Source organism: Paenibacillus sp. NPDC101420 (genome assembly GCF_050277435.1).
GTDB lineage: Bacteria > Bacillota > Bacilli > Paenibacillales > Paenibacillaceae > Paenibacillus_AQ.
In genome coordinates this window covers 1-22706 of sequence record NZ_JBNNSE010000010.1, presented here as the reverse complement: position 1 = coordinate 22706, position 22706 = coordinate 1, and the positions used below count along the sequence as shown (strand labels likewise).

At 45.0% G+C, this 22706-nt stretch carries 20 protein-coding genes and 1 other RNA gene; 19 read left to right on the top strand and 2 right to left on the bottom strand.

The window, feature by feature from the left end:
• Positions 1 to 88: 88 nt before the first annotated feature.
• The 13 genes from ACQKMP_RS27730 to rnpB all read left to right on the top strand — a co-directional run bounded on the left by ACQKMP_RS27730 (position 89) and on the right by rnpB (position 13521).
• Positions 89 to 508 carry a cytidine deaminase gene (locus ACQKMP_RS27730; RefSeq protein WP_427472131.1) on the top strand — a complete coding sequence of 140 codons (420 nt, stop codon included), beginning with the start codon at positions 89 to 91 and terminating at the stop codon, positions 506 to 508.
• A 662-nt stretch (positions 509 to 1170) separates the two neighbouring features.
• Positions 1171 to 2064, top strand: a complete 894-nt coding sequence (gene era, locus ACQKMP_RS27725; RefSeq protein WP_042190933.1) for a GTPase Era — start codon at positions 1171 to 1173, stop codon at positions 2062 to 2064.
• 112 nt (positions 2065 to 2176) lie between these two features.
• The gene (locus ACQKMP_RS27720) at positions 2177 to 2320 is read left to right on the top strand and encodes a YqzL family protein (protein WP_076117313.1); all 144 of its coding nucleotides are present in this window, start codon (positions 2177 to 2179) and stop codon (positions 2318 to 2320) included.
• 36 nt (positions 2321 to 2356) lie between these two features.
• Positions 2357 to 3112 carry a DNA repair protein RecO gene (gene recO, locus ACQKMP_RS27715; RefSeq protein WP_339243171.1) on the top strand — a complete coding sequence of 252 codons (756 nt, stop codon included), beginning with the start codon at positions 2357 to 2359 and terminating at the stop codon, positions 3110 to 3112.
• A gap of 425 nt (positions 3113 to 3537) precedes the next feature.
• Complete coding sequence (gene glyQ, locus ACQKMP_RS27710) at positions 3538 to 4425, top strand: glycine--tRNA ligase subunit alpha (RefSeq protein WP_042130314.1); 888 nt, start codon at positions 3538 to 3540, stop codon at positions 4423 to 4425.
• On the top strand, positions 4418 to 6493 hold the full coding sequence (glyS, locus tag ACQKMP_RS27705; protein ID WP_427472128.1) for a glycine--tRNA ligase subunit beta: 2076 nt from the start codon (positions 4418 to 4420) through the stop codon (positions 6491 to 6493). Before glyQ ends, glyS begins: the two co-directional genes overlap by 8 nt.
• A 239-nt stretch (positions 6494 to 6732) precedes the next feature.
• A complete protein-coding gene (locus ACQKMP_RS27700; RefSeq protein ID WP_042194373.1) occupies positions 6733 to 7209 on the top strand; it encodes a YaiI/YqxD family protein in 477 nt (158 codons plus the stop codon).
• 39 nt (positions 7210 to 7248) lie between these two features.
• Positions 7249 to 9069: a DNA primase gene (gene dnaG, locus ACQKMP_RS27695; RefSeq protein WP_042190927.1), complete on the top strand. Its 1821-nt coding sequence runs from the start codon at positions 7249 to 7251 to the stop codon at positions 9067 to 9069.
• A 40-nt stretch (positions 9070 to 9109) separates the two neighbouring features.
• Positions 9110 to 10243, top strand: a complete 1134-nt coding sequence (gene rpoD, locus ACQKMP_RS27690; protein ID WP_042130309.1) for an RNA polymerase sigma factor RpoD — start codon at positions 9110 to 9112, stop codon at positions 10241 to 10243.
• Positions 10244 to 10349: 106 nt separating this feature from the next.
• On the top strand, positions 10350 to 11174 hold the full coding sequence (locus ACQKMP_RS27685; RefSeq protein ID WP_042190924.1) for a hypothetical protein: 825 nt from the start codon (positions 10350 to 10352) through the stop codon (positions 11172 to 11174).
• Positions 11175 to 11179: 5 nt separating this feature from the next.
• On the top strand, positions 11180 to 11950 hold the full coding sequence (locus ACQKMP_RS27680; RefSeq protein ID WP_042194371.1) for a tRNA (adenine(22)-N(1))-methyltransferase: 771 nt from the start codon (positions 11180 to 11182) through the stop codon (positions 11948 to 11950).
• A complete protein-coding gene (locus ACQKMP_RS27675) occupies positions 11926 to 13041 on the top strand; it encodes a Nif3-like dinuclear metal center hexameric protein (protein ID WP_042190922.1) in 1116 nt (371 codons plus the stop codon). Before ACQKMP_RS27680 ends, ACQKMP_RS27675 begins: the two co-directional genes overlap by 25 nt.
• A gap of 64 nt (positions 13042 to 13105) precedes the next feature.
• An RNA gene (rnpB, locus tag ACQKMP_RS27670) (RNase P RNA component class A) lies at positions 13106 to 13521 on the top strand.
• Positions 13522 to 14055: 534 nt separating this feature from the next.
• Here rnpB and ACQKMP_RS27665 read toward each other — a convergent pair.
• Positions 14056 to 15276 (bottom strand): PLP-dependent aminotransferase family protein, encoded by a 1221-nt coding sequence (locus tag ACQKMP_RS27665; protein WP_042190920.1) that lies wholly within the window; start codon positions 15274 to 15276, stop codon positions 14056 to 14058.
• Positions 15277 to 15369: 93 nt separating this feature from the next.
• On the opposite strand from ACQKMP_RS27665, the gene ACQKMP_RS27660 reads away from it, so the two are divergent.
• The gene (locus ACQKMP_RS27660; RefSeq protein ID WP_042190918.1) at positions 15370 to 16809 is read left to right on the top strand and encodes a PLP-dependent aminotransferase family protein; all 1440 of its coding nucleotides are present in this window, start codon (positions 15370 to 15372) and stop codon (positions 16807 to 16809) included.
• Between the two features lie 5 nt (positions 16810 to 16814).
• Here ACQKMP_RS27660 and ACQKMP_RS27655 read toward each other — a convergent pair whose 3' ends face one another.
• Positions 16815 to 18755 (bottom strand): S8 family peptidase, encoded by a 1941-nt coding sequence (locus ACQKMP_RS27655; RefSeq protein WP_042190916.1) that lies wholly within the window; start codon positions 18753 to 18755, stop codon positions 16815 to 16817.
• Between the two features lie 309 nt (positions 18756 to 19064).
• Here ACQKMP_RS27655 and ACQKMP_RS27650 point away from each other — a divergent pair, with 309 nt between their 5' ends.
• The 5 genes from ACQKMP_RS27650 (at position 19065) to ACQKMP_RS27630 (ending at position 22614) form a co-directional block, all read left to right on the top strand.
• Complete coding sequence (locus tag ACQKMP_RS27650; protein WP_042190914.1) at positions 19065 to 19562, top strand: YpuI family protein; 498 nt, start codon at positions 19065 to 19067, stop codon at positions 19560 to 19562.
• 235 nt (positions 19563 to 19797) lie between these two features.
• On the top strand, positions 19798 to 20019 hold the full coding sequence (locus ACQKMP_RS27645; RefSeq protein ID WP_042190912.1) for a DUF1540 domain-containing protein: 222 nt from the start codon (positions 19798 to 19800) through the stop codon (positions 20017 to 20019).
• A 12-nt stretch (positions 20020 to 20031) separates the two neighbouring features.
• Positions 20032 to 20445 carry a DUF5353 domain-containing protein gene (locus ACQKMP_RS27640; RefSeq protein ID WP_231573335.1) on the top strand — a complete coding sequence of 138 codons (414 nt, stop codon included), beginning with the start codon at positions 20032 to 20034 and terminating at the stop codon, positions 20443 to 20445.
• Between the two features lie 182 nt (positions 20446 to 20627).
• Positions 20628 to 21335, top strand: coding sequence for a lytic transglycosylase domain-containing protein (locus tag ACQKMP_RS27635; protein WP_339797987.1), 708 nt, complete (start codon positions 20628 to 20630; stop codon positions 21333 to 21335).
• A 127-nt stretch (positions 21336 to 21462) separates the two neighbouring features.
• Positions 21463 to 22614 (top strand): cysteine desulfurase family protein, encoded by a 1152-nt coding sequence (locus ACQKMP_RS27630; RefSeq protein WP_427472123.1) that lies wholly within the window; start codon positions 21463 to 21465, stop codon positions 22612 to 22614.
• The last annotated feature ends 92 nt before the right edge of the window (positions 22615 to 22706 follow it).

The window sequence follows — 22706 nt, the reverse complement described above, 5'->3', positions numbered from 1 at the left end:
AACAAAACTAAGTGGATGCTTTCGAAGCAAGTTTTGTACGAAGCAAATCAGTGAAGTAATGCTAACAAAACTTTAGGAGGACCCAAATATGGATTCCGCTCTTCTTATGCAAGAAGCGATTAAAGCACGTGCTAAGGCATATATTCCCTACTCCCGATTTGGAGTCGGAGCCGCCCTCCTTGATCAGGATGGTCATATTCATTACGGATGTAATGTAGAAAATGCTGCTTTTGGCCCAACCAATTGTGCAGAGCGGACTGCGTTATTCCGTGCCGTTGCCGACGGTCATGCTATCGGTTCTTTCAAGGCAATTGCCGTTGTTGCCGATTCCGATGGCCCCGTATCTCCTTGTGGTGTATGCCGCCAAGTTCTGATTGAGTTGTGTTCACCAGACATGAAGGTTATCCTTGGAAACATGAAGGGCGATATTGTTGAGACCACGGTGGGAGAATTACTTCCCGGCGCTTTTGGTCCCGTAGATCTGAAGCAAGGACAAGCTCCAGAATAAAATGAGGGTTTGATTTAATGCCTGTTTAAAGGCGAATCAGGTATAGTTAGACGAAGGTTGCTACTTTAATTGCACAATGTACAGTTAAATGCTACTCTTTTGAACAAAAATGAATTTAGTTGCAGATAGTGTAATTAAATTTATGATATAGTCTATATTTGGCTCTTAAGACAGGATTTAATTGCACAGAATACAACTAAAACACCAAAACATAAATTCAAACTCAAATTAGTTGTACAAAGTACAATTAAAATTGTGCAGTCATCATCAATTAAGCTAGAATGATGCAAATTATGTGTTGTTAGAGTAACATTACGAGGTGAGCGCCGCGGCGAAGCCGCTAGCGATTCTTTGCACATCGTAACTTGAAACCCTGCCTGTAAGCTGCATCTCAGTAATCTTTATCCATGGTGAGCTTAATGCGAACCGTGTGAATAAGCGACAGTGAAGCGTGTCCCCGATAGGGGACGAAAGCGCTCATGCACGACCGTTTCTAATCCCGCCGAACGTTGCAGGTACGCCTATTTCCGGGTGTCCAGAGGGCCAGGGCCCTTGGAGTCCCCCTTGGCTAAGGGGGATTTAGGGGGAATCGAAAAAGCTTTAAAAAAGATTGAATGATTGAAAAAGATTGAACTAGAAGGAAAGTATGGAAGGAAGATAATATGAAATTCAAATCAGGCTTTGTCGCAATTATCGGCAGACCGAACGTAGGCAAATCGACACTCATGAACCAGGTTATTGGACAGAAGATTGCAATCATGTCGGATAAGCCACAGACCACTAGAAACAAAATCCATGGGGTCTATACAACGAATAATTCGCAAATCGTGTTCCTGGACACACCAGGTATTCATAAAAGACAGTCCAAGCTAGGCGACTACATGAACCAAACTGCAATGAGCACGCTGGGTGAAGTTGAGGCTGTGCTGTTCCTTGTGGATGCTGCAGATGGTTTGGGCGGTGGAGACCGATACATTGCTGAGCAATTAAACGGACTTAAGACGCCAGTTATTCTTGTACTCAACAAGATCGATAAAATAGAGCCGGAAGCATTGCTCCCACTTATGGCTCAGTATAACAAGCTGCATAACTTTGCTGAAATCATTCCAATTTCTGCCAAGATGGGTAGCAATGTTAACACGCTGTTAGAGCAAGTCGCTAAGTATTTACCAGAAGGTCCGCAATACTACCCAGAAGATCAAATTACGGATCACCCTGAGCAATTTGTGTGCGCAGAACTAATTCGTGAGAAGATTCTGCATTTGACGCGCGAAGAAGTACCGCATTCCATTGCTGTGGCTATCGAAGATATGAGGGTTGAGCCGAATGGTGTTGTGCATGTGTCTGCCGTTATTTTTGTTGAACGTGATTCTCAGAAGGGGATCATTATCGGTAAGCAAGGTGCGCTGCTGAAAGAGGTTGGCAGACGTGCTCGGACTGACATTGAGAACCTTTTGGGTTCGAAGATTTTTCTGGAGCTATGGGTAAAAGTGAAAAAAGACTGGCGTAATCAGGACCGCGTTCTGCGGGATTTGGGCTTCCATAAAGACCTTTAAGATCTTTATCCGTCATTCCTCGTTTGGCAGGAATTGCAAGGATAGAACCTGGCTCATCGCACATCCTAATTCTTGAAGAGACATCGTCTTTCCCAAGAAAGGATGAATACGAATGCGAAACTTTTCGTGGAAGTATTTTGCAATGACAGGAGACGTCGATGCTTACCTGCTATACAAGGAAGCTGGCTATCCACTTGAAGACAGTGGATTACAGCTAGTGGAAGAAGAGAAGGTCTGTGATGAAGAAGCGCAATAAGGACTGGTTGCTTGCCGAATGGTTGGGGGAAGAGGCATGCTACACAGGGTGGAAGGGATCGTCATCCGCAGCATGGACTACGGCGAGGGGAACGCAATTATTACGCTTTGCACCGAGAACGCCGGGAAAGTAGGAATTCTGGTACGAGGTGCTAAGAAGGTTAAGAGCCGCCATGCTGCCCTGATCCAGCTGTTCACCGTCGGGGAATTTGTTTTTTTTAGAAATAACGGAGGTCTTGGAACGCTGAATTCCGGCGAGATCACGAAGTCTCACCACCCTCTGCGTGAGGATTTGATTAAAGCAGCATATGCATCATACGCTTGTGAACTGCTTGATAAAGTCCTGCATGATGAGGAGACGGGGAGCTTCTGGTTTCGCCAGCTTACGGCCTGCTTGAACGCACTTGAAGAAGATAAGGAACCTGGAGTTATCATAAATGTTTATGAAATGAAGATTTTGCAAGCAGCCGGTTATGGTCCAGAGTTCGACACCTGTGTGATATGTGGAGCAGAAAAGCCTGATGAACAACTGCTGATAAGCCCTCGCCTTGGTGGAGCACTCTGCCGCAGCTGTAAACATAATGATCCTCCAGCAATGGAGGTCTCTGCTCGTGCGTTGAAATTACTACGCTTATTCGCCAGACTTGATCTAACTAGATTAGGGAATGTGGATGTCAAAGAAAGCAGCCGTGATGAGCTAAAAAAAATTATGCGTGCCTTTATGGATGTGCAGCTTGGATTAAAGCTAAAATCACAGAATTTCCTGGATCAGCTCGACAAGTACAAGATTTGACGAAATCTGATTTTTCCGTTACTATAGGAACAGTTTAATTATAAGATTATCGCCGTTTTGCTCCACTTCGGGAGAACGTGCATTGATCGGGAAAGTAATGAGCGATATTGTCGCGATTCAGCGAGCTGGGGGTAGTGAGAGCCTGGCGGGACAATGTTCATGAACATGGCACCCGGGAGTACGGATATGGCGAATGAAAGTGGATTTCGTTCTTGTCTTTAGCAAGTGATATTGCTGAATCAAGGAATGGAATCAAGTAGGGTGGAACCGCGGGAGAATAAGTTAAGCTCTCGTCCCTATGTCTGTTAATCAGGCATGGGGGCGGGGGTTTTTTGTTGCTGTCAGGAGCGAAAAATGCCGCCTCCATGGTAAGAAGTTTTAAGCAAGATGAACTAAAAAACTTGTAAAGCGAAGGAGACGGTATTATGAACTTTCAGCAGATGATTTTGACGCTGCAGCAGTTCTGGGCTGAACAGAACTGTATTATCGTACAGCCTTATGACACTGAAAAAGGCGCCGGCACGATGAACCCTATGACATTTTTACGCTCACTAGGTCCTGAACCATGGAGAGTTGCGTACGTAGAGCCTTCACGTCGCCCATCCGATGGACGTTATGGGGAGAATCCGAACCGTCTGTATCAGCATCATCAATTTCAAGTCATTATCAAACCATCGCCTGATAACATTCAAGAGATTTACTTGGATAGTTTGAAAGCACTCGGCATTGATCCGCTCTTGCATGATATCCGTTTTGTTGAGGATAACTGGGAGAACCCTTCACTGGGTTGTGCAGGTCTAGGATGGGAAGTATGGCTAGATGGTATGGAAATCACTCAGTTTACGTACTTCCAACAGGTCGGTGGAATTGAGGCCAATCCAGTTGCCGTAGAAATTACTTACGGAATGGAGCGGCTAGCATCCTACATTCAAGATAAAGAAAATGTATTTGATCTTGAATGGGTTAGCGGCATGACTTATGGTGATGTTTTTCATCAACCGGAGTTTGAACATTCTACTTACACCTTTGAAGTATCTGATGTAAAAATGCTATTTTCACTGTTCAACATGTACGAAGAAGAAGCGCGTAGAGCGATGGAGCAGCATCTTGTGTTCCCTGCCTATGATTACGTGTTGAAATGCTCACATAGCTTTAATCTGCTGGATGCACGTGGAGCCATCAGTGTTACTGAACGGACTGGATTTATTACCCGAGTGCGTAATCTTGCCCGCTCTGTAGCGGCAACATATCTTGAGGAACGCGAGAAGCTTGGCTTCCCGCTGCTGAAGAAAGAAGGTGCTGACCGTGTCTAAAGATATCCTGTTTGAGATCGGTCTGGAGGAAATTCCTGCACGTTTTATCCGCGCTGCGATGGAACAGCTGCAAGATAGAACATCCAAGTGGTTGGATTCTGCACGGATTACCCATGCTGGAGTTACTGCTTATGCAACGCCACGTCGTCTCGCTGTTTTTGTTAAGGATGCGGCTGAGAAGCAAGAGGATATCAGCGAAGAAGTCAAAGGACCATCACGCAAAATCGCACTGGATGCAAACGGAGACTGGAGCAAAGCTGCTTTAGGATTTGCCCGTAGTCAGGGTGTATCTCCGGAGCAATTTACGTTCAAAGAGTTAGCTGGAGTAGAGTATATATATGCTACTAGAAATAGTGCTGGGGTAGAGACAGCTTCGCTTCTTTCAGAAGGGCTTTTAGGGATTGTAAATGCGATGACTTTTCCGAAAAACATGCGTTGGGGAGCTTACGATTTTAAATTCGTGCGTCCGATTCGCTGGTTAGTTGCTCTTTTCGGGAAAGATATTATTGATTTGGAAATTACGGATGTAAAAGCGGGTAATGTGAGCCGTGGACATCGTTTTCTGGGTACAGAGACTGTAATTTCGGAGCCTGCACAATATGTTGAGAGCATGCGTGCGCAGCATGTCCTTGTAGACGTGAAGGAACGGGAAGAATTGATCCTGAAACAAATCAATCAATTGGCTGAAGAAAAAAGCTGGACGATTGCGATCAAAGAGGATCTTTTGGAGGAAGTACTGTTCCTAGTTGAAACACCAACCGTGTTGTTCGGAACCTTCGACCCATCTTTCTTGAACATTCCACAGGATGTGCTGATTACTTCGATGCGTGAGCATCAGCGGTATTTCCCGGTATTTGATGCAGCGGGCAAACTTCTGCCTTTCTTCGTAACGGTGCGTAACGGGAATGCAGTATCTTTGGATGTTATTGCTAAGGGTAATGAGAAGGTACTCCGTGCTCGTCTATCAGATGCCAAATTCTTCTATCAAGAAGATCAAAAGATGAAGATTGATGATGCACTAGCCAAATTGGAGAATATCGTCTACCATGAAGAGCTTGGCAGTGTTGGAGATAAAGTGCGTCGTATTCGCCAAATCTCCGATTGTCTTGCTGTAAAGTTGGGATTGTCTGATATAACCCTTTCTGAAGTAAGTCGGACTGCTGATATTTGCAAATTCGACCTTGTGACTCAAATGGTTTATGAATTCCCAGAACTTCAAGGCACCATGGGTGAAGATTATGCACGCAAAGCAGGAGAACCTGAAACTGTGGCAAAAGCAATCTTCGAGCATTATCAGCCAAGGTTCGCGGGTGATGCAGTACCATCGACGGATGCCGGTTCAGTTGTCAGCATTGCGGACAAGATCGATACGATTGTAGGTTGCTTCTCTATCGGTATTATCCCAACAGGCTCTCAGGATCCTTACGCACTGCGTCGCCAGGCTGCAGGGATTGTTCAAATCGTGCTGGAGCATAAATTGCCGATTACGCTGCGCGAGATTTTTGAAGCAGCGATTGAAATTCATAAAAATTCAGGGAATTCGAAACATTCTGACGATGAACTACGTATAAACCTGTACGAGTTCTTCGGTCTGCGTGTTAAACGACTTTTATCCGACAATGTACGCTATGATGTTGTGGACGCTGTTACAGCAGCTGGCTTTGACAACGTGGTAGATGTTGTGGGCAGAAGCCGTGCGCTTATGGGTACTGTGTTAGACCAAGCAGACTTTAAAATTACAGTAGATTCACTCACTCGTGTCAGTAATTTGGCAGCTAAAGCAACCAGTGAAGTGATTGATCCTTCTTTACTTAAAGAAGATGCTGAGCTGAAGCTGTACAATACATGGCAGGAATTACACACACCGTATCTTGAAGCGATGTCCGCGAATAATGCCGAAGAAGCACTCCGTATTCTCTCGGGTCTAAAAGATGCTGTTACAGCATTTTTCGATTCCGTTATGGTTATGGCAGAGGATGAGCAGGTACGTGCTAACCGTTTAGCTTTGCTAGCTGGTATTGATGCTGACTCCAAGGCGTTTGCTGATTTTGGCAAGCTCGTTTGGTAAACGACTTAGCACCGAAGTTCCCGGCTGAATTCAAGATTCGACATTTGATTAAAGGACAGCTTTTTGAACAACATCTATAAGAAAAGTTTGTGTCTTATGGTATAGAATGTTGGTTTGGGGTATAAATATACGGAACGGTGCCAATGCGTCATTTGACATCCGTTCCGTATTTATGCATAGAAAGAAGGATTTCTTGCGGTAAGGGCGTATATATATTACACAGGAAATTGGTGATGATCATGGAGAAGAAGTCCCGGTCTAGAACTATAGTCGTGGATGGGGATGCTTGTCCGGTCAAAAAAGAGATTGCTGAAGTTGGCCGCGCCTTTGGTGTGCCGGTACTGATGGTATCTTCTTATGACCATGCACTGAAAGCTGAAGAGGGTGTAACGGTTGTGCAGGTGGACCGGGGAGATCAGAGCGCCGATCTATATATTGCCAATCATATTTCTGCTGGAGATGTGGTATTGACTGGGGACTATGGTCTCGCAGCACTTGCGCTCGGGAAACGTTGCAGTGTTCTTTCTTTTCGTGGCCAGGAATATGACGATTCCAAAATGGATTTTATGTTGGAAGGCAGGCATGCCAGGGCCGTGGAACGAAGACGGGGACATTATTCTAAGGGTCCAAAACCTATAACGGCAGAAGAAAAAATATATTTTCAACATAAAATGACAAAACTTTTAATACTTTTGCAGGAGAATGTGGAGCAATAGCGAATTATATTTATTTGTTAAGAATTGAAGGTGGTTGAAGTGGCTAGCGGACACGGGAATATTCCGGAAGAAGTTATCGAAAGCGTGCTTGCACGTCATGATATTGTCGATACAGTCGGTAAGGTAGTCCATTTGTCCAAGCAGGGGAAATATTTATGGGGCCTCTGCCCGTTCCATTCGGAGAAAACCCCTTCCTTTACAGTTACCCCCGACCGGGGAGTATTTCATTGCTTTGGCTGCGGCATGGGTGGAAATGCCATCAAATTTAGGATGGAAATCGAAGGATTAACCTTCCCCGAAGCCGTCAAAATAATGGCTGAAGAAAGTGATATTCCCGTTCCTGAAGGTAAGGGAGGCCTAATGTCTCCTCCTGATCCGGAACGCGATCGGTTGATTCAAGCTTATGAATGGTCTGCAAAGTTTTATCATTACTTGCTGAAGAATACGGAACACGGCAAAGCCGCAATGGAGTATTTAAGAGCCCGGAACTTCAGCGATAAAATGATTGACCAGTTTCAGATCGGATATGCTCCGGACCGCTGGGATACTTTGCTACAATTTTTGGAGAAACGGAATTTTGACCTTGCTGAGATGGAGAAAGGTGGACTCTTGTCTGCCCGAGGTGAGGGTAAAGGCTATATAGACCGTTTCCGTGGTCGGATTATTTTTCCGATTGCGAACCGCACAGGCAAGGTGATTGCGTTTGCCGGAAGAATTTTTGGTGAAGGACAACCCAAGTATCTTAATTCTCCAGAGAGTAGATTGTTTAACAAAAGCCGGATTTTATACAATTTGCACCAGTCCAAAGCATCCATCCGCAAAACGCGGCAAATCGTCCTCTTTGAAGGATACGGAGATGTCATTTCGGCCTGGGAAGCAGGTGTGCATAACGGTGTAGCAACAATGGGAACATCTTTAACTGAAAGTCATGTAGCACTGATGAAGAGTCTGGCCGATGAAATTGTACTGTCTTATGACGGTGACCGGGCAGGACAAGCAGCTGCTATGAAGTCCATTCCAATGCTTGAAGGCAGTGGCTTGCGTGTAAAGATCGCCTTACTGCCAAGCGGACTCGATCCAGATGAATTCATCTCAATGCATGGTGGAGAAAGGTTTATGGATCAGGTTATTGATTCAGCGGTTTCATCCATAAAATTTAAGCTTATATATCTGAAAAAAAACCATATACTCCTAGAGGAAGATGGCAAAATTGCCTACGTCAAAGAAGCTTTGGAGGTCATTGCTTCGTTACATTCCTCGACAGAGAGAGAGGTTTACCTAAGGGAAATCGCTTCTGAGCTGGAACTTTCATATGATAGTTTGAAGCAGGATTGTAATTTACTTAGGGCATCGATGCAAAAAAACATCCCTGAAGGGGATAATAACGACAAAAGGTGGAATAATGGTAGGCATAAAAAAGGGCAAGTGCAGACACCAACTTTGCTGCCCGCTTATCATGTTGCGGAACGGCGTCTACTGTCCTTTATGATTCAGGACCCGGAAGCCGCCACGTATGTGGGCGAACGCCTCGGAGAAGATTTCAACATCGATGATCATGCGGCAATTGCCGCTTATCTATATGCCTATTACGCGCAAGGCAAACCACCCGGCATTAGTCGGTTTCTATCATCGCTTCAGGATGATCGTCTAGAGAAAACTGCTACATCAATTTCCATGATGGATACACCTCCAGACTGGAATATGCAGGTGCTGGATGATTGTATCCGTGAAGTACGGAAATACCCACTGCAGCGCAAGATGGATCAGAAGCGTGAAGAGATGATTCAGGCGGAAAAGTCAGGTGACTTTTTGCGTGCGGCACAAATAGCAAGTGAGATTATAGCCCTAGAGAGACAATGAAATGTTGACAGGATGTACCTAGGGAGGAGGGAGTCGAATTATGGCGAACGATCAGCATACTGAATTGGAAGCAGAATTTACTTTGGATCAGGTTAAGGATCAGCTTATTGAGCAAGGCAAGAAAAGATCATCATTGCTATACAAAGATATTATGGAGAAATTATCGCCGTTTGATCAAGACCCCGAGCAAATGGAGGAGTTCTATGAACAACTCAGTGATTTGGGGATTGAAGTTGTAAACGAGAACGATGAGGAGGTTAACAGCCTCCGGCCAAATGAGGACAATGAAGACAAAGAGGGCGATGAGTTCAGCTTTGATGATGATTTGTCACTGCCGCCAGGGATTAAGATTAATGACCCTGTCCGTATGTATCTAAAAGAAATTGGACGCGTTCCGCTGTTGTCGGCTGACGATGAAGTAGAGCTTGCTATGCGGATTAAGAATGGTGACGAGGAAGCCAAACGTCGTCTCGCTGAAGCGAACCTACGTCTTGTAGTAAGTATTGCTAAACGTTATGTTGGACGCGGTATGCTGTTCCTTGATCTGATTCAGGAAGGTAACATGGGTCTGATCAAAGCGGTAGAGAAATTTGACCATAACAAAGGGTTCAAATTTAGTACGTATGCAACTTGGTGGATTCGTCAGGCTATTACCCGCGCGATTGCAGATCAGGCACGTACGATTCGTATTCCTGTACACATGGTCGAGACGATCAACAAGCTGATTCGTGTCTCTCGTCAATTACTGCAAGAACTGGGACGTGAACCTTCGCCAGAGGAAATTGCGGCTGAGATGGAGCTGACGGTTGAGAAAGTTAGAGAAATCATGAAGATTGCCCAAGAGCCAGTATCGCTCGAAACACCGATCGGTGAAGAAGACGATTCTCATCTGGGAGATTTCATTGAGGATCAGGAAGCCTTGGCTCCTGCGGATGCAGCAGCTTATGAACTGCTGAAGGAACAGCTGGAGGATGTACTGGACACGCTCACGGAGCGTGAAGAGAATGTACTTCGTCTGCGTTTTGGCCTAGATGATGGCCGGACGAGAACACTTGAAGAAGTGGGCAAAGTGTTCGGTGTTACCCGCGAACGGATTCGCCAGATTGAAGCTAAAGCGTTGCGTAAGCTTCGTCACCCTAGCCGCAGTAAACGGCTTAAGGATTTCCTTGAATAGTATTTCATGAACTGGACCTTCTGCTGCTCAGTAGCAGGAGGTTCTTTTATTTGAATTACGACCCTAAAAGTGCTGACCCTGTGTATCTGGAAAGAAGGATGAGCCAGTGAATTTGGAAAAACGCGAAATTATTATAAAAGAGATTCAATATTGGAGAAACAACAGATTGCTACCAGAGCAATATTGCGACTTCTTAACCAACCTGTATGATGATGAAGCTGCGGCGAAGGATAGAAATCCGATTTCGCTGAAGAATCTACAGCAGGGAAACATCAAAATTTGGCTGTTTGGTTTTGGAATTATTTCCTTGATTTTCTTGATTAGTCTTTATTTTAGCGTTTTTCCCTGGCCTTTGCAACTTGCAACAGCACTATCCGTATTAATTATTTGTTATGGATACTCAGCGGTTTACAGGACCCGAAATCATGTTATTAGTCTTATCCTGGCGGGGCTGGGCAGTGTGTTATCGCTTGGTTTTGGGCTATGGCTGATTGCTTTGCATGATCTTGATCCTCAGCTCTGGAGACCGATTCTGATTGGGGCTTGCGGCTTGTTATGGTGTATTCTGGGATTTGTGCTCCGTATAGGCTTGCTGCAGTATTGCGGTTATGCTTTTTGGGCCTTATTATATGCGGGATTCTTCGGTGGAAAACGCCCTGAGGCTTCGATGCTAGAGCTTGAGCTCTTATGGCTTCCACTCTGTGTAATGATGGTGTGGCTGAGCTGGCTATTACATCACAAAGTTAAAGGCGTTGCCAGTGTTTTTTTTGCAGTGGGAGTATCACTATGGATGATGCCGGAACTCGATGCTCTTTTATTGAGGCAGGATTATCCACAGTGGATTTCGTTTATGCTAATTTTAAAAATTGCGGTAGGCTTGGCCCTGCTGTTCTTGTTTCGAAAAAAATGGATAACGTGGGTGGCAACATGAACAATGTGAAATTATCAGATCGACTTCAGCAATTGCTGGAACAAATTCCGCAAGGAAGCAGGTTGGCAGACATCGGCTCTGATCATGCTCTGCTTCCTGTGGCTGCTGTAGAAAGCGGTAAGGCTGTATTCGCAGTAGCAGGTGAGGTAAACCCGGGTCCCTTTGATGCTGCTTGTAAGGGCGTTGCAGAGGCCGGACTAGGGAAGGTAATCTCGGTGCGTCGAGGAGATGGCCTTGAGGTACTGGAACCTGGTGAAGTTAATTGTATCACGATCGCTGGCATGGGAGGGGCTTTAATTGCTTCGATTTTAGACCGTGGTCAGAGTCAAGGCAAGCTAAAGGATGTTACAACACTGGTACTTCAACCGAATGTGGGCGAGGATATTTTGCGCCGCTGGCTGTTAAATAATGAATGGGTTCTTACCGCTGAAAGTATTCTGGAAGAAGACGGCAAGTTATATGAAGTATTAACAGCTGTTCCAGAGGATACTAATGCTGGAATTACGAATGCCAATGTATATCGTGAGGTAACGCTAGGTAATTCTGCTATGGTTCGTGGTCAGGATACCTTGCTGCAGATGGGGCCTTTTCTGATCCAAGCACCGAATGAAGTGTTTTTTGCCAAGTGGCAGGGAGAGATTCAGAAATTGGAAGGCATCCTGACATCATTGTCACGTTCAGAACTCGAATCTGCGGAGAATAAACGGAAATTAATTCGAGAACAGATCAAGGAGATAACGGAGGTGCTGCAATGCTTGCCAAAGGACAAACAGTAATTCAATATATGGAGCAGCTGGCTCCAAAGCATTTAGCTGAAGATTGGGACAAAGTCGGTCTGCAACTAGGTTCCTTACAGAAAGAAATAACCAATGTGCTGGTTGCACTGGATGTTAATGATGAAGTCGTCGAAGAGGCAATTCGTCTCGGCTGTAATCTAATCATTGCCCACCATGCGATTATTTTTCGTCCGCTGCAAGGGATTCAAACAGACACTCCAATGGGCCGGATGTATGAAAAATTGATTAAAAATGACATCGCGGTTTACATCAGTCACACTAATTTGGATGTTACCGAAGGTGGAATGAACGATTGGATGGCGGAAGCACTTGGCATAGAAAACGGAGTGCCTATCAAAGACATTCATTCAGAGCAATTGTCAAAGCTGGTTGTGTTTGTGCCGAAGGATCATCATCAGAAGGTACTAGATGCCATTTTGAATGCAGGAGCAGGGGCAATCGGCAACTATAGTCATTGTAGCTTCAATATCGAGGGATACGGGACTTTTATTCCGGGAGAAGGCACAGATCCTTATATCGGGGAAAAAGGGAAGCTGGAGCGTGCTGAGGAGATCCGTATTGAGACAATCGTGCCACACAGTATCCGCAATAAAGTGGTACAGGCTATGCTCAAGGCTCATCCTTATGAAGAGGTTGCCTATGATTTGTACACGATGGATCTTAAAGGCCGCAGTTTAGGGCTTGGGCGGGTTGGAAAGCTCAAAGAGCCTACCACACTTGGGCAATTCGTTGAGACGGTAAAAAAAGGTCTGAAAGTTGACCATGTACGTGTTGTGGGTGATTTGGATCGTCCAATTCGTAAAGCGGCTGTTCTCGGCGGTTCGGGTGGAAAGTATTATAACAGTGCTATTTTCCGCGGTGCGGATGTGTTGGTTACGGGAGATCTTGATTACCATACAGCACAGGATGCCGTGCTCGCTGGGATCACTCTGATTGATCCAGGACATAATGCAGAGAAGATCATGAAAGAGAAAGTAGCAGAATGGATGACTGGGAAACTGGTGGAGCATAAGTACGATACAGCTGTACATGCTTCGCAGGTGAATACGGAGCCATTTAAGTTCCTATAAAATTGCCATTTAATAATGCTTGTGCCAGACATGTGATGTCTGTATAATATATAATGTTGTTCGGAAAGTTTGACAGACAATCGCCGGTGACGTGAAGACGTCACGGGAGGAAAGTCCGGGCTCCATAAGGCAGGATGCTGGATAACGTCCAGTCGGCGCGAGTCGAAGGATAGTGCCACAGAAATGGACCGCCGATGGCCGCCTTAGGGCGGCACAGGCAAGGATGGAACCGAGGTGTAAGAGACCCCGAGGAACGCTGGTGACTTCGTTCCTGGTAAACCCCATCTGGAGCAAGACCTAATGAGACGCAGCAGATTCCTTTATTGGAATAGGCAGCCTTAGCCTGAGGCGCGTCTAGGTTGGTCGCTGGAGCTGTGCAGTAATGTACGGCCTAGATAGATGATTGTCGCTTATGGTGGGAGGGTAGTTCCCGATTGAACCACGACGAGCACAGAACCCGGCTTACGGCAAACTTTCCTAACTGCAACGTTATGATAACAACAACAACTATACAAGCGGCGGCGTATCTCGGGAAACCGGATCACGTCGCTTTTTTAAAATATAAGAAAGTATAAGTTTCACTTTATACATTATCCTTATATTTCTCGCAACGCTTACCATCCTTATAAAGACGCCGAAGGTGTTTATGCTCGTGGCAAGAAGATATGTAGAAAGTGGGAAACGTGTAGCATGGGTAATTATCAGATTTGCGGGTTCTGCGGACATTTATATGAACGAAACAATAAGAGGATGTGCAATAGTTGTGATGAGATGTATCAGAGAATCAGGCGTATCGTAGAGACTTCACCCGACACGATGGTATTAAATATATCCCTTCAAACAGGGGTAAGTGTCAGTCGAATCATGTCTTTCGTTGAAAATGGATATTTTAGGCTCAATAAAGATAGCATAGAAGTATCTAAGAAATAAATTACTCTAAGCATGGCTGAGAAATAAAAAAAACCCGGCTTACTCATCCCATAAAGGATGAAGAAGCCGGGTTTTTTAGCATGATTACGATTGAACGGAGGGTTGACTCTCCCGCCATTGTACCAATGCCTTCTCCAGACGCTGAACAGCAACGGGTACAAGCTCAGGTGGCGTATGTGTAAAATTCAGACGCATCTTATTCTTAAGGGGCTGTGATGAATAGAACACTTCACCTGGAACAAAAGCAACACCGTTCTCTACTGCTAGAGGAAGTAATTCCTTCGTGTTGATCTCTTGGGAAAGCGTTAGCCATAGGAACATACCGCCTCGTGGCTCCAGAAAATGAGCTCTTTCCCAGTTCTGTGATCGGAGTTCCGCCGATAAGAGCTTCATTCGAGAATAATATTCTCGTGAGATGACACGGATATGCTGCTCAATATCGAAATGCAGCAGCAGTTCATCTAAAGCGCGCTGGTCAATGGTGCTAGAATGCAGATCAGCTGCTTGCTTTGCTTTGGCGATGGTCTTGATTAGATTGGAATTGCCGATAATCCAGCCGGTACGCAGGGCAGGGGCTACGATTTTGGAAAAAGTTCCAGTGTAAGCGACACAATAATCGCCACCATAACTTCTGTCGATGGACGCTAGTGAGGGTGGATAAAGATCTTTATTCTCCTCAAAGGTTATTTCACCGTAGGGATTATCCTCCAAGATAAGAACATTGTAGCGGCGGCAAATTTCCACCACTTTTTCACGGCGTTCCTTACTCCAGGTTGCTCCTGAAGGATTGTTGAAGGTCGGAACTGCATATAGGAGTTTGGGCCGTAATTTTTGTATTTGATCTTCCAGGTGATCTGGCAGAATGCCTTGCTCGTCATTATTTATCGTATGAATATCAGCTCGGTAAGAGCCGAGTACCTGTAAAGCTGCTAGATAAGTGGGGGCTTCAACAAGTACAGCATCACCGGGATCAAGTAGTATTTTACATAGTAGATCTATGGCTTGCTGGGAACCTGTGGTCAGAATCATCTCAGACGCTGTTACAGGGATTCCTTGCCGAGTAAGTCTTTCAGCGATTTTGTCACGTAGTGGAGTAAAGCCCTCGGTTAGTCCGTATTGAAGCGCTGAGGTATCGCTGGAGAGTACACGGTTATAAGCGTCTCGTACTGCCTCCAAGGGAAACAAATCCTCCCCAGGCAGCCCGCCTGCAAGTGAAATAATGTCATTGCCCTGTGTAACCTTTAGAATCTCACGAACGGCTGACGATCCTAGATGATTGGCTGCGGCCGAGTATTTGATATCCATAAATGAGTTCTCCACCTTTCGATTTGGTGCTATCATAATAGGAGTACTGTATAACAGTAAAGCGTTGAATATAACAGTGGAGGTGAGGGGTTCATGCATATCGATTTGATTCGAACCAGCAGTAAATCTCTGCCTCATCAAATCAGTGAAACCCTAAGTCAGCGGATCTCATCAGGATTGCTCCAGCAAGGTGTCCGGCTGCCCTCCGTAAGAAGTTTGGCTACAGCTTTGAGAGTAAGCCAGGTTACAGTAAGCAAGGCATACGATGTGCTTGAGAAGCGGGGACTTATTTATTGCAGACAAGGAAAAGGCTGCTTTGTAGCCGACCCTGAACACACCAGATGTCAGGAAGATGGTCGCTGGCAGGATGTATATGATGATTATTTGCCGCGAGCTCAGCTTTGGCGCAATTTTGATTACTCTGAAGTTAAGTATCCCTTTCATATAGCTGCAATTCATAGTGAGTTACTTCCTCTAAAAAATATTGGGGACTCCTTCGCATCATTAGTTACGCAGCAGCCGGAGCTTATGGCAACCTATGGGAACTTCCAAGGTGATCTGGAGCTGCGAGGAATTATGAGAGATCATTTAAAAACACGTGGAATTGCACTTACTTCCTCTGATGTAATGATCACAAGCGGAACTCAGCAAGGCATTGATCTGGTTGCTCGTACGTTTGTCGGACCTGGGGACACAGTGTATCTTGAGGCTCCTAGTTATACAGGAGCTATAGATGTTTTTGCAGGACGAGGTGCAGAGATGATTTTTGTACCTACGGACGGTGAAGGGATGCGGGTGGATATTCTCACAAGAATGTGTGATCAAAGACCGCCTAAGCTAATTTATACAATCCCTACTTTTCAGAATCCAAGTGGAGTAACCATGAGCATAGCAAGAAGACAACGTCTGCTGGAATTAGCCCGCAGTTACCGTTGCCTTATTGTTGAGGATGATCCATTTAGTGATTTATACTTCCATGCGCCTCCGCCGCCTACGATCAAATCGATGGATTCCGAAGGGCATGTAGTATATATGAAGAGTTTCAGTAAAGTTATTGCACCCGGCTGCAGAATTGCCTGTGTAGCCGCTAGTGGGAATATTTTGTCACGGCTTATCGCCGCCAAGTCCGCAAGTGATTTAGGGAGTCCGCTGCTTACACAAAGGGCGGTACTGCCATTCATAGCTGGCAAGTATGAAACCTATGCTGCTCAGTTACGAGTTACACTCCGTGGTCGCATGGAAAAGGCGGCGAAGCTTCTGAAGCTTTACGCGCCGCCTGGAGTAAAATACATTCTCCCAGAGGGTGGTCTTAATCTCTGGCTGGAGTTGCCGGCTTCACCTGATATCGGAAGGCTACATGAGCTGGCCGAACAGGAGAGCATTTCTTTTTTACCGGGTGATGTTTGTTACTCTGCGGAGACCCCTTCCCGGCATATCCGTTTGTGTTATTCACAAATGAATGAAACGGATATGGAGGAAGGCTTACGATTATTTCTCCGTTTACTTGGTAGATTTTTGCAGATGGGTGGTTAAGGTTGTTACTTAGAGTTACTTAATCTTTGTTTCAATTGATTCATTTGTTTTTGTACATGCTGTGGCCATAGCTGTAGTGGAACCTGATTGCCGCTAGCGGCTTGCAATGTTTTATAGATATCGACCTGACCCCAGCCAAAATATTTGTCATGCCCGGGAGTGCCTAAATCAACAGCATTTTTGGTCATAAGATCCATAACTTCCGTATTCGTTAGATTCGGATTTAGTGAACGCACCAGACCCGCCAGCGCAGCGACATGAGGACTGGCCATCGATGTACCGGATAACGCGGCATACTGGCTGTCTGGGTAAGTGCTTGCTATGCTTTCTCCGGGTGCTGCGACATCAATATAATCGCCGTAGTTGGAGAAGGAAGCTTTTTCCCCTGAAGCATTTGTTGCAGCTACTGCAATCACTTCGGGATACGCAGCAGGAAAACCTGGTCGTTCTGTATTATCGTTGCCTGCAGCAGATACGAGGACGATATCTCGGTCGTAGGCATATTTGATCGCGTCATGAAGAAACTGGGAATCCGCATAGTTACCTAAACTCAAGTTTATGACTTTCGCACCGTTGTCCGCTGCCCAAATGATTCCTTCTGCAACAGAATAAGTGGTACCTGCTCCTGAATTATCGAGTGCTTTTACCGGAAGGATCTTGTTGTACCAGCTGATTCCAGCTACTCCCTCTCCATTATTGACCAGGGCGCCTATAATTCCAGATACATGTGTGCCATGTCCAACATCATCTTCTGGAGTGGAGCCATTGGTGATCGCGTTATACCCTGTCAAAAGCTTACCCTTCAAATCCGGATGATTGATCTGGACTCCGGTATCCACTACGGCTACGATCACTTCTTTACTTCCCTTAGAAAGATTCCAGCCCAGCTCCGTTTCGATCGCTGGCAGATTCCATTGATAGGTGGAGAATAACATGTCATTTGGAGTAACTGTTCCCTCTGCGTTTTTAGATATCGTATCATTGGTTAAATACATATAGTGAGGCTCCGTATATTCGGGGTGCCATTTATTGGTGAAATAGTCTTTGAGCTCATAATAAGTCATCTTCTCCGAACGGAAAATATAGGCATACCCAAGCTTACGTGGCTTCTTGCCGTTGATATCAGCGGTTATCGTTTGAAGCTGCCCCGGAGTAGGTGAGTTGTTGCGGAAACGTACGACAATTTCATTCTCATAAAAATGGCTGGCGTTTTCGTTATCATGACCGGTCTTAACGGTGATATCTTTTAAATTATCGGTATGAACGGATTCTACACGGTACTTACCTTCCTTCGGATAAGGAATGAGACGCAGGTTCTTCAGCTGATGGTCTGCCACACGACCAAGCACCTTTTGGTTAATAAGTGCAATGATGCCTACATTTTTTTCTTTGTTCCGCTGAGCGATAAAGTAATATTTCTCCTTACCGATTGTAAACGTTGGAGATTCATAGGATTGATGACCATGGATCGCTGATTTCGCCGTCTTAAGATATTTTTGCAGCTGCTGATTCTCCTGTTCGGTTCCTTGAGGAAATGAAGAGGACTTAAAGGTTTCCGTTTTTTGCTTGCGAAAATCAATCCACATAAGCATAGTGATAAATCCGTGGTTCTGCTGCAAACGTTTTGCATACACTGATTTATCATGAAGCGAAGTCATTCCATCCGTTTCAGAGAGGAGCTTAGTCAAATGTCTGCTGACATCCACTCTATTCAGATGATCCGTCGCATCAACATCTTGAGATAAGGAGCTTTTCTTCAATGATTTTTCCTGTGAAGGGTTTGGTGCTGAATGTAGGGCTGAAGTTGGAGCAGGATTTGGTACAGCAACATTAGCGACTTCTCTGGTCGTCGTCCCATTAGTGGCAGGACGTAGCGCAAAGGTAAGTAATACAACTGTGAACGCAGCTGTTACCAAACCTGCAACCGTTAGATTTTTACGTGACATGATTTCCGCTCCTCTACGCATTGTAATGCCTATAGGTTTAGAAGAGAGCGTATGTTTTATGCATCTTAGAAAAGGATACCTTCCTAACGTTTTTTATGATAATATCAGAGAGAATAAGCATCTTGAGTTCGCATCCTGATATTGCAGGAGATACGTCCATAGATGTTCTTTTAATTTTCAGAAGGTTAGACTTCTCTGTGTTTGCATCCTGATATTGCAAGAATAAAGAGATATGTCTAAAGACTATTTCTTCATAAGATTAACTTTATTGACTACAAGAGCAGGGAATAATAAGGGGGAGCAACCGCCATGTCAGCAGCCAATGTGCAGAAATTATGTGAATCGACGAGAGACAAACTTAAAGATGTGATTGATAAAATGGAAATTTTTCTGAACGAGCATGCATTGCCTCAGCTTGTAACAGAAGATGATGAAGAAACTGTACAATTTTATCAAGGATTTCTGTCCGATGTCCGTCATCTGTTAGTGTTCTCGGAAATGTCTTATGAGAAGCTGGGAGTTGCGCTGCGTCGTGCTACATTCGATGAATCTTTTGCGCAGAAAGCGCTTTATAATGTATATCACTATGGCGTGAATAACTTCTTCTATCCAAAGAACGAAAGCTATTCTGAAGATGGACGTTATGCTTATACTGGACAGGATGCTATCCGTTTCCGTAAAAAGCCAGTTCGTCCGGCGCGTGATATCATTCTAGAAATTACCAAGACCTATGAAGAGCTACGCGATGACCTTACTTATTATGAGAACGACTATTTGACTGAGAAACGTATGCAAAATCAGGTTTAACAGTTCACTAGTTCGTGTAAAGGATCAGCACTTCGTCATAATGACGAGGGCTGATCCTTTTTTGACGTATTAGAATTTATATATTTGGGGCCCGCACAAAGTACCTGAGTACGCATCGAAGCAACCCCCCCCACTTTGTGGGGATATTTTGCGTGGGCATCGTTACATCAACTGGAAACCATCCTGTCGAATAGGGGATAAATCGTGCGGACATAATGAAGCCGAGGTGATAAATATGTCGAGTGTAAAGCCATTAGTCAAATGCAGTGTAAGCAATTGTCATTATTGGGGCGAGCATAATTTATGCCGGGCAGAAGAAATTATTATTGAGATCGACAAGCACGCTGGCAGTGGATTTAAAGAAGAATATGCTGAAGAAATGACGAATGAAGGTCACCACGATCAAGTCGCAACATCGTCTGCAACATGCTGTTTAACATTTAAGCCGAACTCCTAGGAGGCCGCCCTAATGGACAGAGAAAAGGAACATGAATCAGGTTCATCAAATGAACAATCCGGTCCGAGAAAAGTTATTTTGCGTCCGCGCAGAGTAGACTATCCACGCCGGGACAGAGAACATCAAGAGGAATATGCCGCAGAGGTGAATCCGGTTTCGATGCCGATCCGGGATACAACACCACGTGTGGCGAGTGAAGCTAAGGAGCATGAAGAGGAATATAGTGGAAGCAAAGCGATAGGTTATACTGGGCTAGCTATGGGTATTGCCTCCTTGTTTCTCTGGTCCATCATACTTGGGCCCATTTCAGTTGTGATTGGTTATTATGCATATGCCAAGGAGCAAAAAACGCTTGGGGCATGGGCGATGGGGTTAGGGATTGTATCCACACTTAGTTACTTTGTGATGATACCCTTTGCTCGCTAAAAATGAACTGGTAAGTTTGAATTATAACAGGCTTTAGACCTAAATATCAGGGTCTGAAGTCTGTTTTTCATTCCAGCATATAGCAATAATCTCGGATAAAATGTAATATTAAGCCGTAATTCATCGAAATCTAAGGTTAGACCAATAGATATGATTCAACAGGATCAAAGGAGTGCGCCGGTATGGAGATTAATCCCGCTGTAACCAATGGGTTAGGGCAGCTTAAATGGGTAAGCTTAAAGAGTGCAACCGACAAGAGTAGCTCAGCAAATGAAACTAAAAGATCGGGCGCGTCAGCCTCTCAATTTGCAGCAATGCTTCAAGCTTTATCTTCTAACTCGTCTAATGGCGGGGATACAAACTACTTGACGTCACTTCCGGATGCTTCATCAGTTAGTAGCTTGTTATGGCAACAGATCGGAACAGCTGAAAGCATCGATAGTGTAATTTCCGGGGAAATAACGGATACTAAACCAACAAGCTATGATGATCTGATTCAAACGGCGAGTGCTAAGTACGGGGTGCCAGTCGATTTGATAAAAGCTGTGATTGATACAGAATCTTCCTTTAATCCAAACGTTGTCTCTTCGGCTGGTGCTAAAGGATTAATGCAATTAATGGATGGAACAGCGCGTGGTTTAGGGGTTTCTGATTCATTCAATCCTGCTCAAAATATTGATGGTGGTGTACGCTATCTGTCTTATCAATTGAAACGCTTTGACGGACAGGAAAAGATGGCATTAGCGGCTTACAATGCAGGGCCTGCAAGGGTAATTAACCTTGGAGTAAGCAATGATCAGGAATTATTGGAGAAACTTACACTGCTCCCTAAAGAGACGCAGTCTTATCTCACTAAAATAGAACGCGCTCGCGCGGAATACGCTGTATAATAAAAAGGATCAAACAGGTATTTCCCTTAAACCACATGCTGGTATTTGGGATCACCGTTTGATCCTTTTTCGAAATTTAATAAAGAATGATTCTGTACTTTAAAGAAGTAAAGGAGACAATCGATATATGCTTTACTGGGATTATGCCGCCGCCACACCACCCTATGAAGACGTGGTGAAGACGATGGAACAAATTATGAAGCTGCATTATGCTAACCCGTCCTCCTTACACCGTGCCGGTAGTGAAGCGGCAAAGCTGATCAGGCGTTCACGAGAAGTATGTGCAGCTGCGTTATCTGTACAAGCAAAGGAGATCCTATTTACATCTGGGGCTACGGAGAGTAACAATTTAGCCATTAAAGGTGCTGCTTTGCAATATCAATCAAGAGGACGTCATCTGATAACTACAGAAATAGAGCATCCCTCTGTGTATGAAAGTTGTCTGCAGCTGAAGCAAAATGGCTGGGAGATTACTTTTGTAGCGCCTGAAAGCACTGGAATGATTGATCCAGAGCGAGTGGCTGCTGCAGTACGGCGTGATACCGTACTCGTAAGTGTGATGCATGTAAATAATGAAATTGGAACAGTACAGCCGCTGATGGAGATTGGCAGGCTGATTAAATCCGTAAATCCACGAACCTTATTTCATGTGGATGGCGTTCAGGGATATGGTAAGCTTGCTGTTGACCTCAAAGGATGGAAAGCGGATCTTTACAGCTTGTCTCCTCACAAAATTCGAGGTCCTCGCGGAGCGGGGCTTCTCTATATTAAAGAAGGAATCCAGCTGTTCCCCTTACTTTCAGGTGGTTCTCATGAAGAGGGACTACGTGCTGGAACTGAGAATGTACCTGCAATTGTTGCTTCTTCCAAAGCCGTGCGGATGGGTGCTGAGCAGCGCGAAACCTTCTATGCCCGATTGCTCCCACTTCGGGATCGGCTGTTACGCTTCTTGCACAGCGTTCCTGAATTTGTTATAAACAGCAGAGGGGATGGAGCCCCTCATATTGTGCATTTCTCATACCCTGGCATGAAAGGGGAAGTGTTCGCCCGTAAGCTGGAGGAACTAGGGATGGCTGTTTCTACTCGATCGGCTTGCTCCTCCCGGCTGGCAGAACCTAGTCGTGTTCTATTGTCTATGGGGAAAGATATCTCTGTAGCTTCAGGTGGCATCCGCATCAGTTTCGGTGATAGTCACACTGAAGATGATGTCGCGGCGCTTGAGAAAGCACTAATTACTGCGGTACGAGCTTTAAAGATTGCTGAAGGAGGTATGAACTAACTAATGAGTGTGATGAATCAAGAATCTGCTAAAGGCAGTGCCAATAGTATTGATTATGCCGATATGCTGCTTTTGCGTTTCGGGGAGTTTAC

Bases quoted from the DNA above. Each gene is read 5' to 3' on its own strand.
- ACQKMP_RS27645 (WP_042190912.1), top strand. From the start codon at position 19,798: ATGTCGAGTGTAAAGCCATTAGTCAAATGCAGTGTAAGCAATTGTCAT.
- ACQKMP_RS27640 (WP_231573335.1), top strand. From the start codon at position 20,032: ATGGACAGAGAAAAGGAACATGAATCAGGTTCATCAAATGAACAATCC.
- ACQKMP_RS27665 (WP_042190920.1), bottom strand. From the start codon at position 15,276: ATGGATATCAAATACTCGGCCGCAGCCAATCATCTAGGATCGTCAGCC.
- ACQKMP_RS27630 (WP_427472123.1), top strand. From the start codon at position 21,463: ATGCTTTACTGGGATTATGCCGCCGCCACACCACCCTATGAAGACGTG.
- glyQ (WP_042130314.1), top strand. From the start codon at position 3,538: ATGAACTTTCAGCAGATGATTTTGACGCTGCAGCAGTTCTGGGCTGAA.
- ACQKMP_RS27720 (WP_076117313.1), top strand. From the start codon at position 2,177: ATGCGAAACTTTTCGTGGAAGTATTTTGCAATGACAGGAGACGTCGAT.
- recO (WP_339243171.1), top strand. From the start codon at position 2,357: ATGCTACACAGGGTGGAAGGGATCGTCATCCGCAGCATGGACTACGGC.
- ACQKMP_RS27730 (WP_427472131.1), top strand. From the start codon at position 89: ATGGATTCCGCTCTTCTTATGCAAGAAGCGATTAAAGCACGTGCTAAG.
- ACQKMP_RS27700 (WP_042194373.1), top strand. From the start codon at position 6,733: ATGGAGAAGAAGTCCCGGTCTAGAACTATAGTCGTGGATGGGGATGCT.
- ACQKMP_RS27660 (WP_042190918.1), top strand. From the start codon at position 15,370: ATGCATATCGATTTGATTCGAACCAGCAGTAAATCTCTGCCTCATCAA.
- ACQKMP_RS27650 (WP_042190914.1), top strand. From the start codon at position 19,065: ATGTCAGCAGCCAATGTGCAGAAATTATGTGAATCGACGAGAGACAAA.
- era (WP_042190933.1), top strand. From the start codon at position 1,171: ATGAAATTCAAATCAGGCTTTGTCGCAATTATCGGCAGACCGAACGTA.
- rpoD (WP_042130309.1), top strand. From the start codon at position 9,110: ATGGCGAACGATCAGCATACTGAATTGGAAGCAGAATTTACTTTGGAT.
- ACQKMP_RS27635 (WP_339797987.1), top strand. From the start codon at position 20,628: ATGGAGATTAATCCCGCTGTAACCAATGGGTTAGGGCAGCTTAAATGG.
- ACQKMP_RS27675 (WP_042190922.1), top strand. From the start codon at position 11,926: ATGCTTGCCAAAGGACAAACAGTAATTCAATATATGGAGCAGCTGGCT.
- ACQKMP_RS27655 (WP_042190916.1), bottom strand. From the start codon at position 18,755: ATGTCACGTAAAAATCTAACGGTTGCAGGTTTGGTAACAGCTGCGTTC.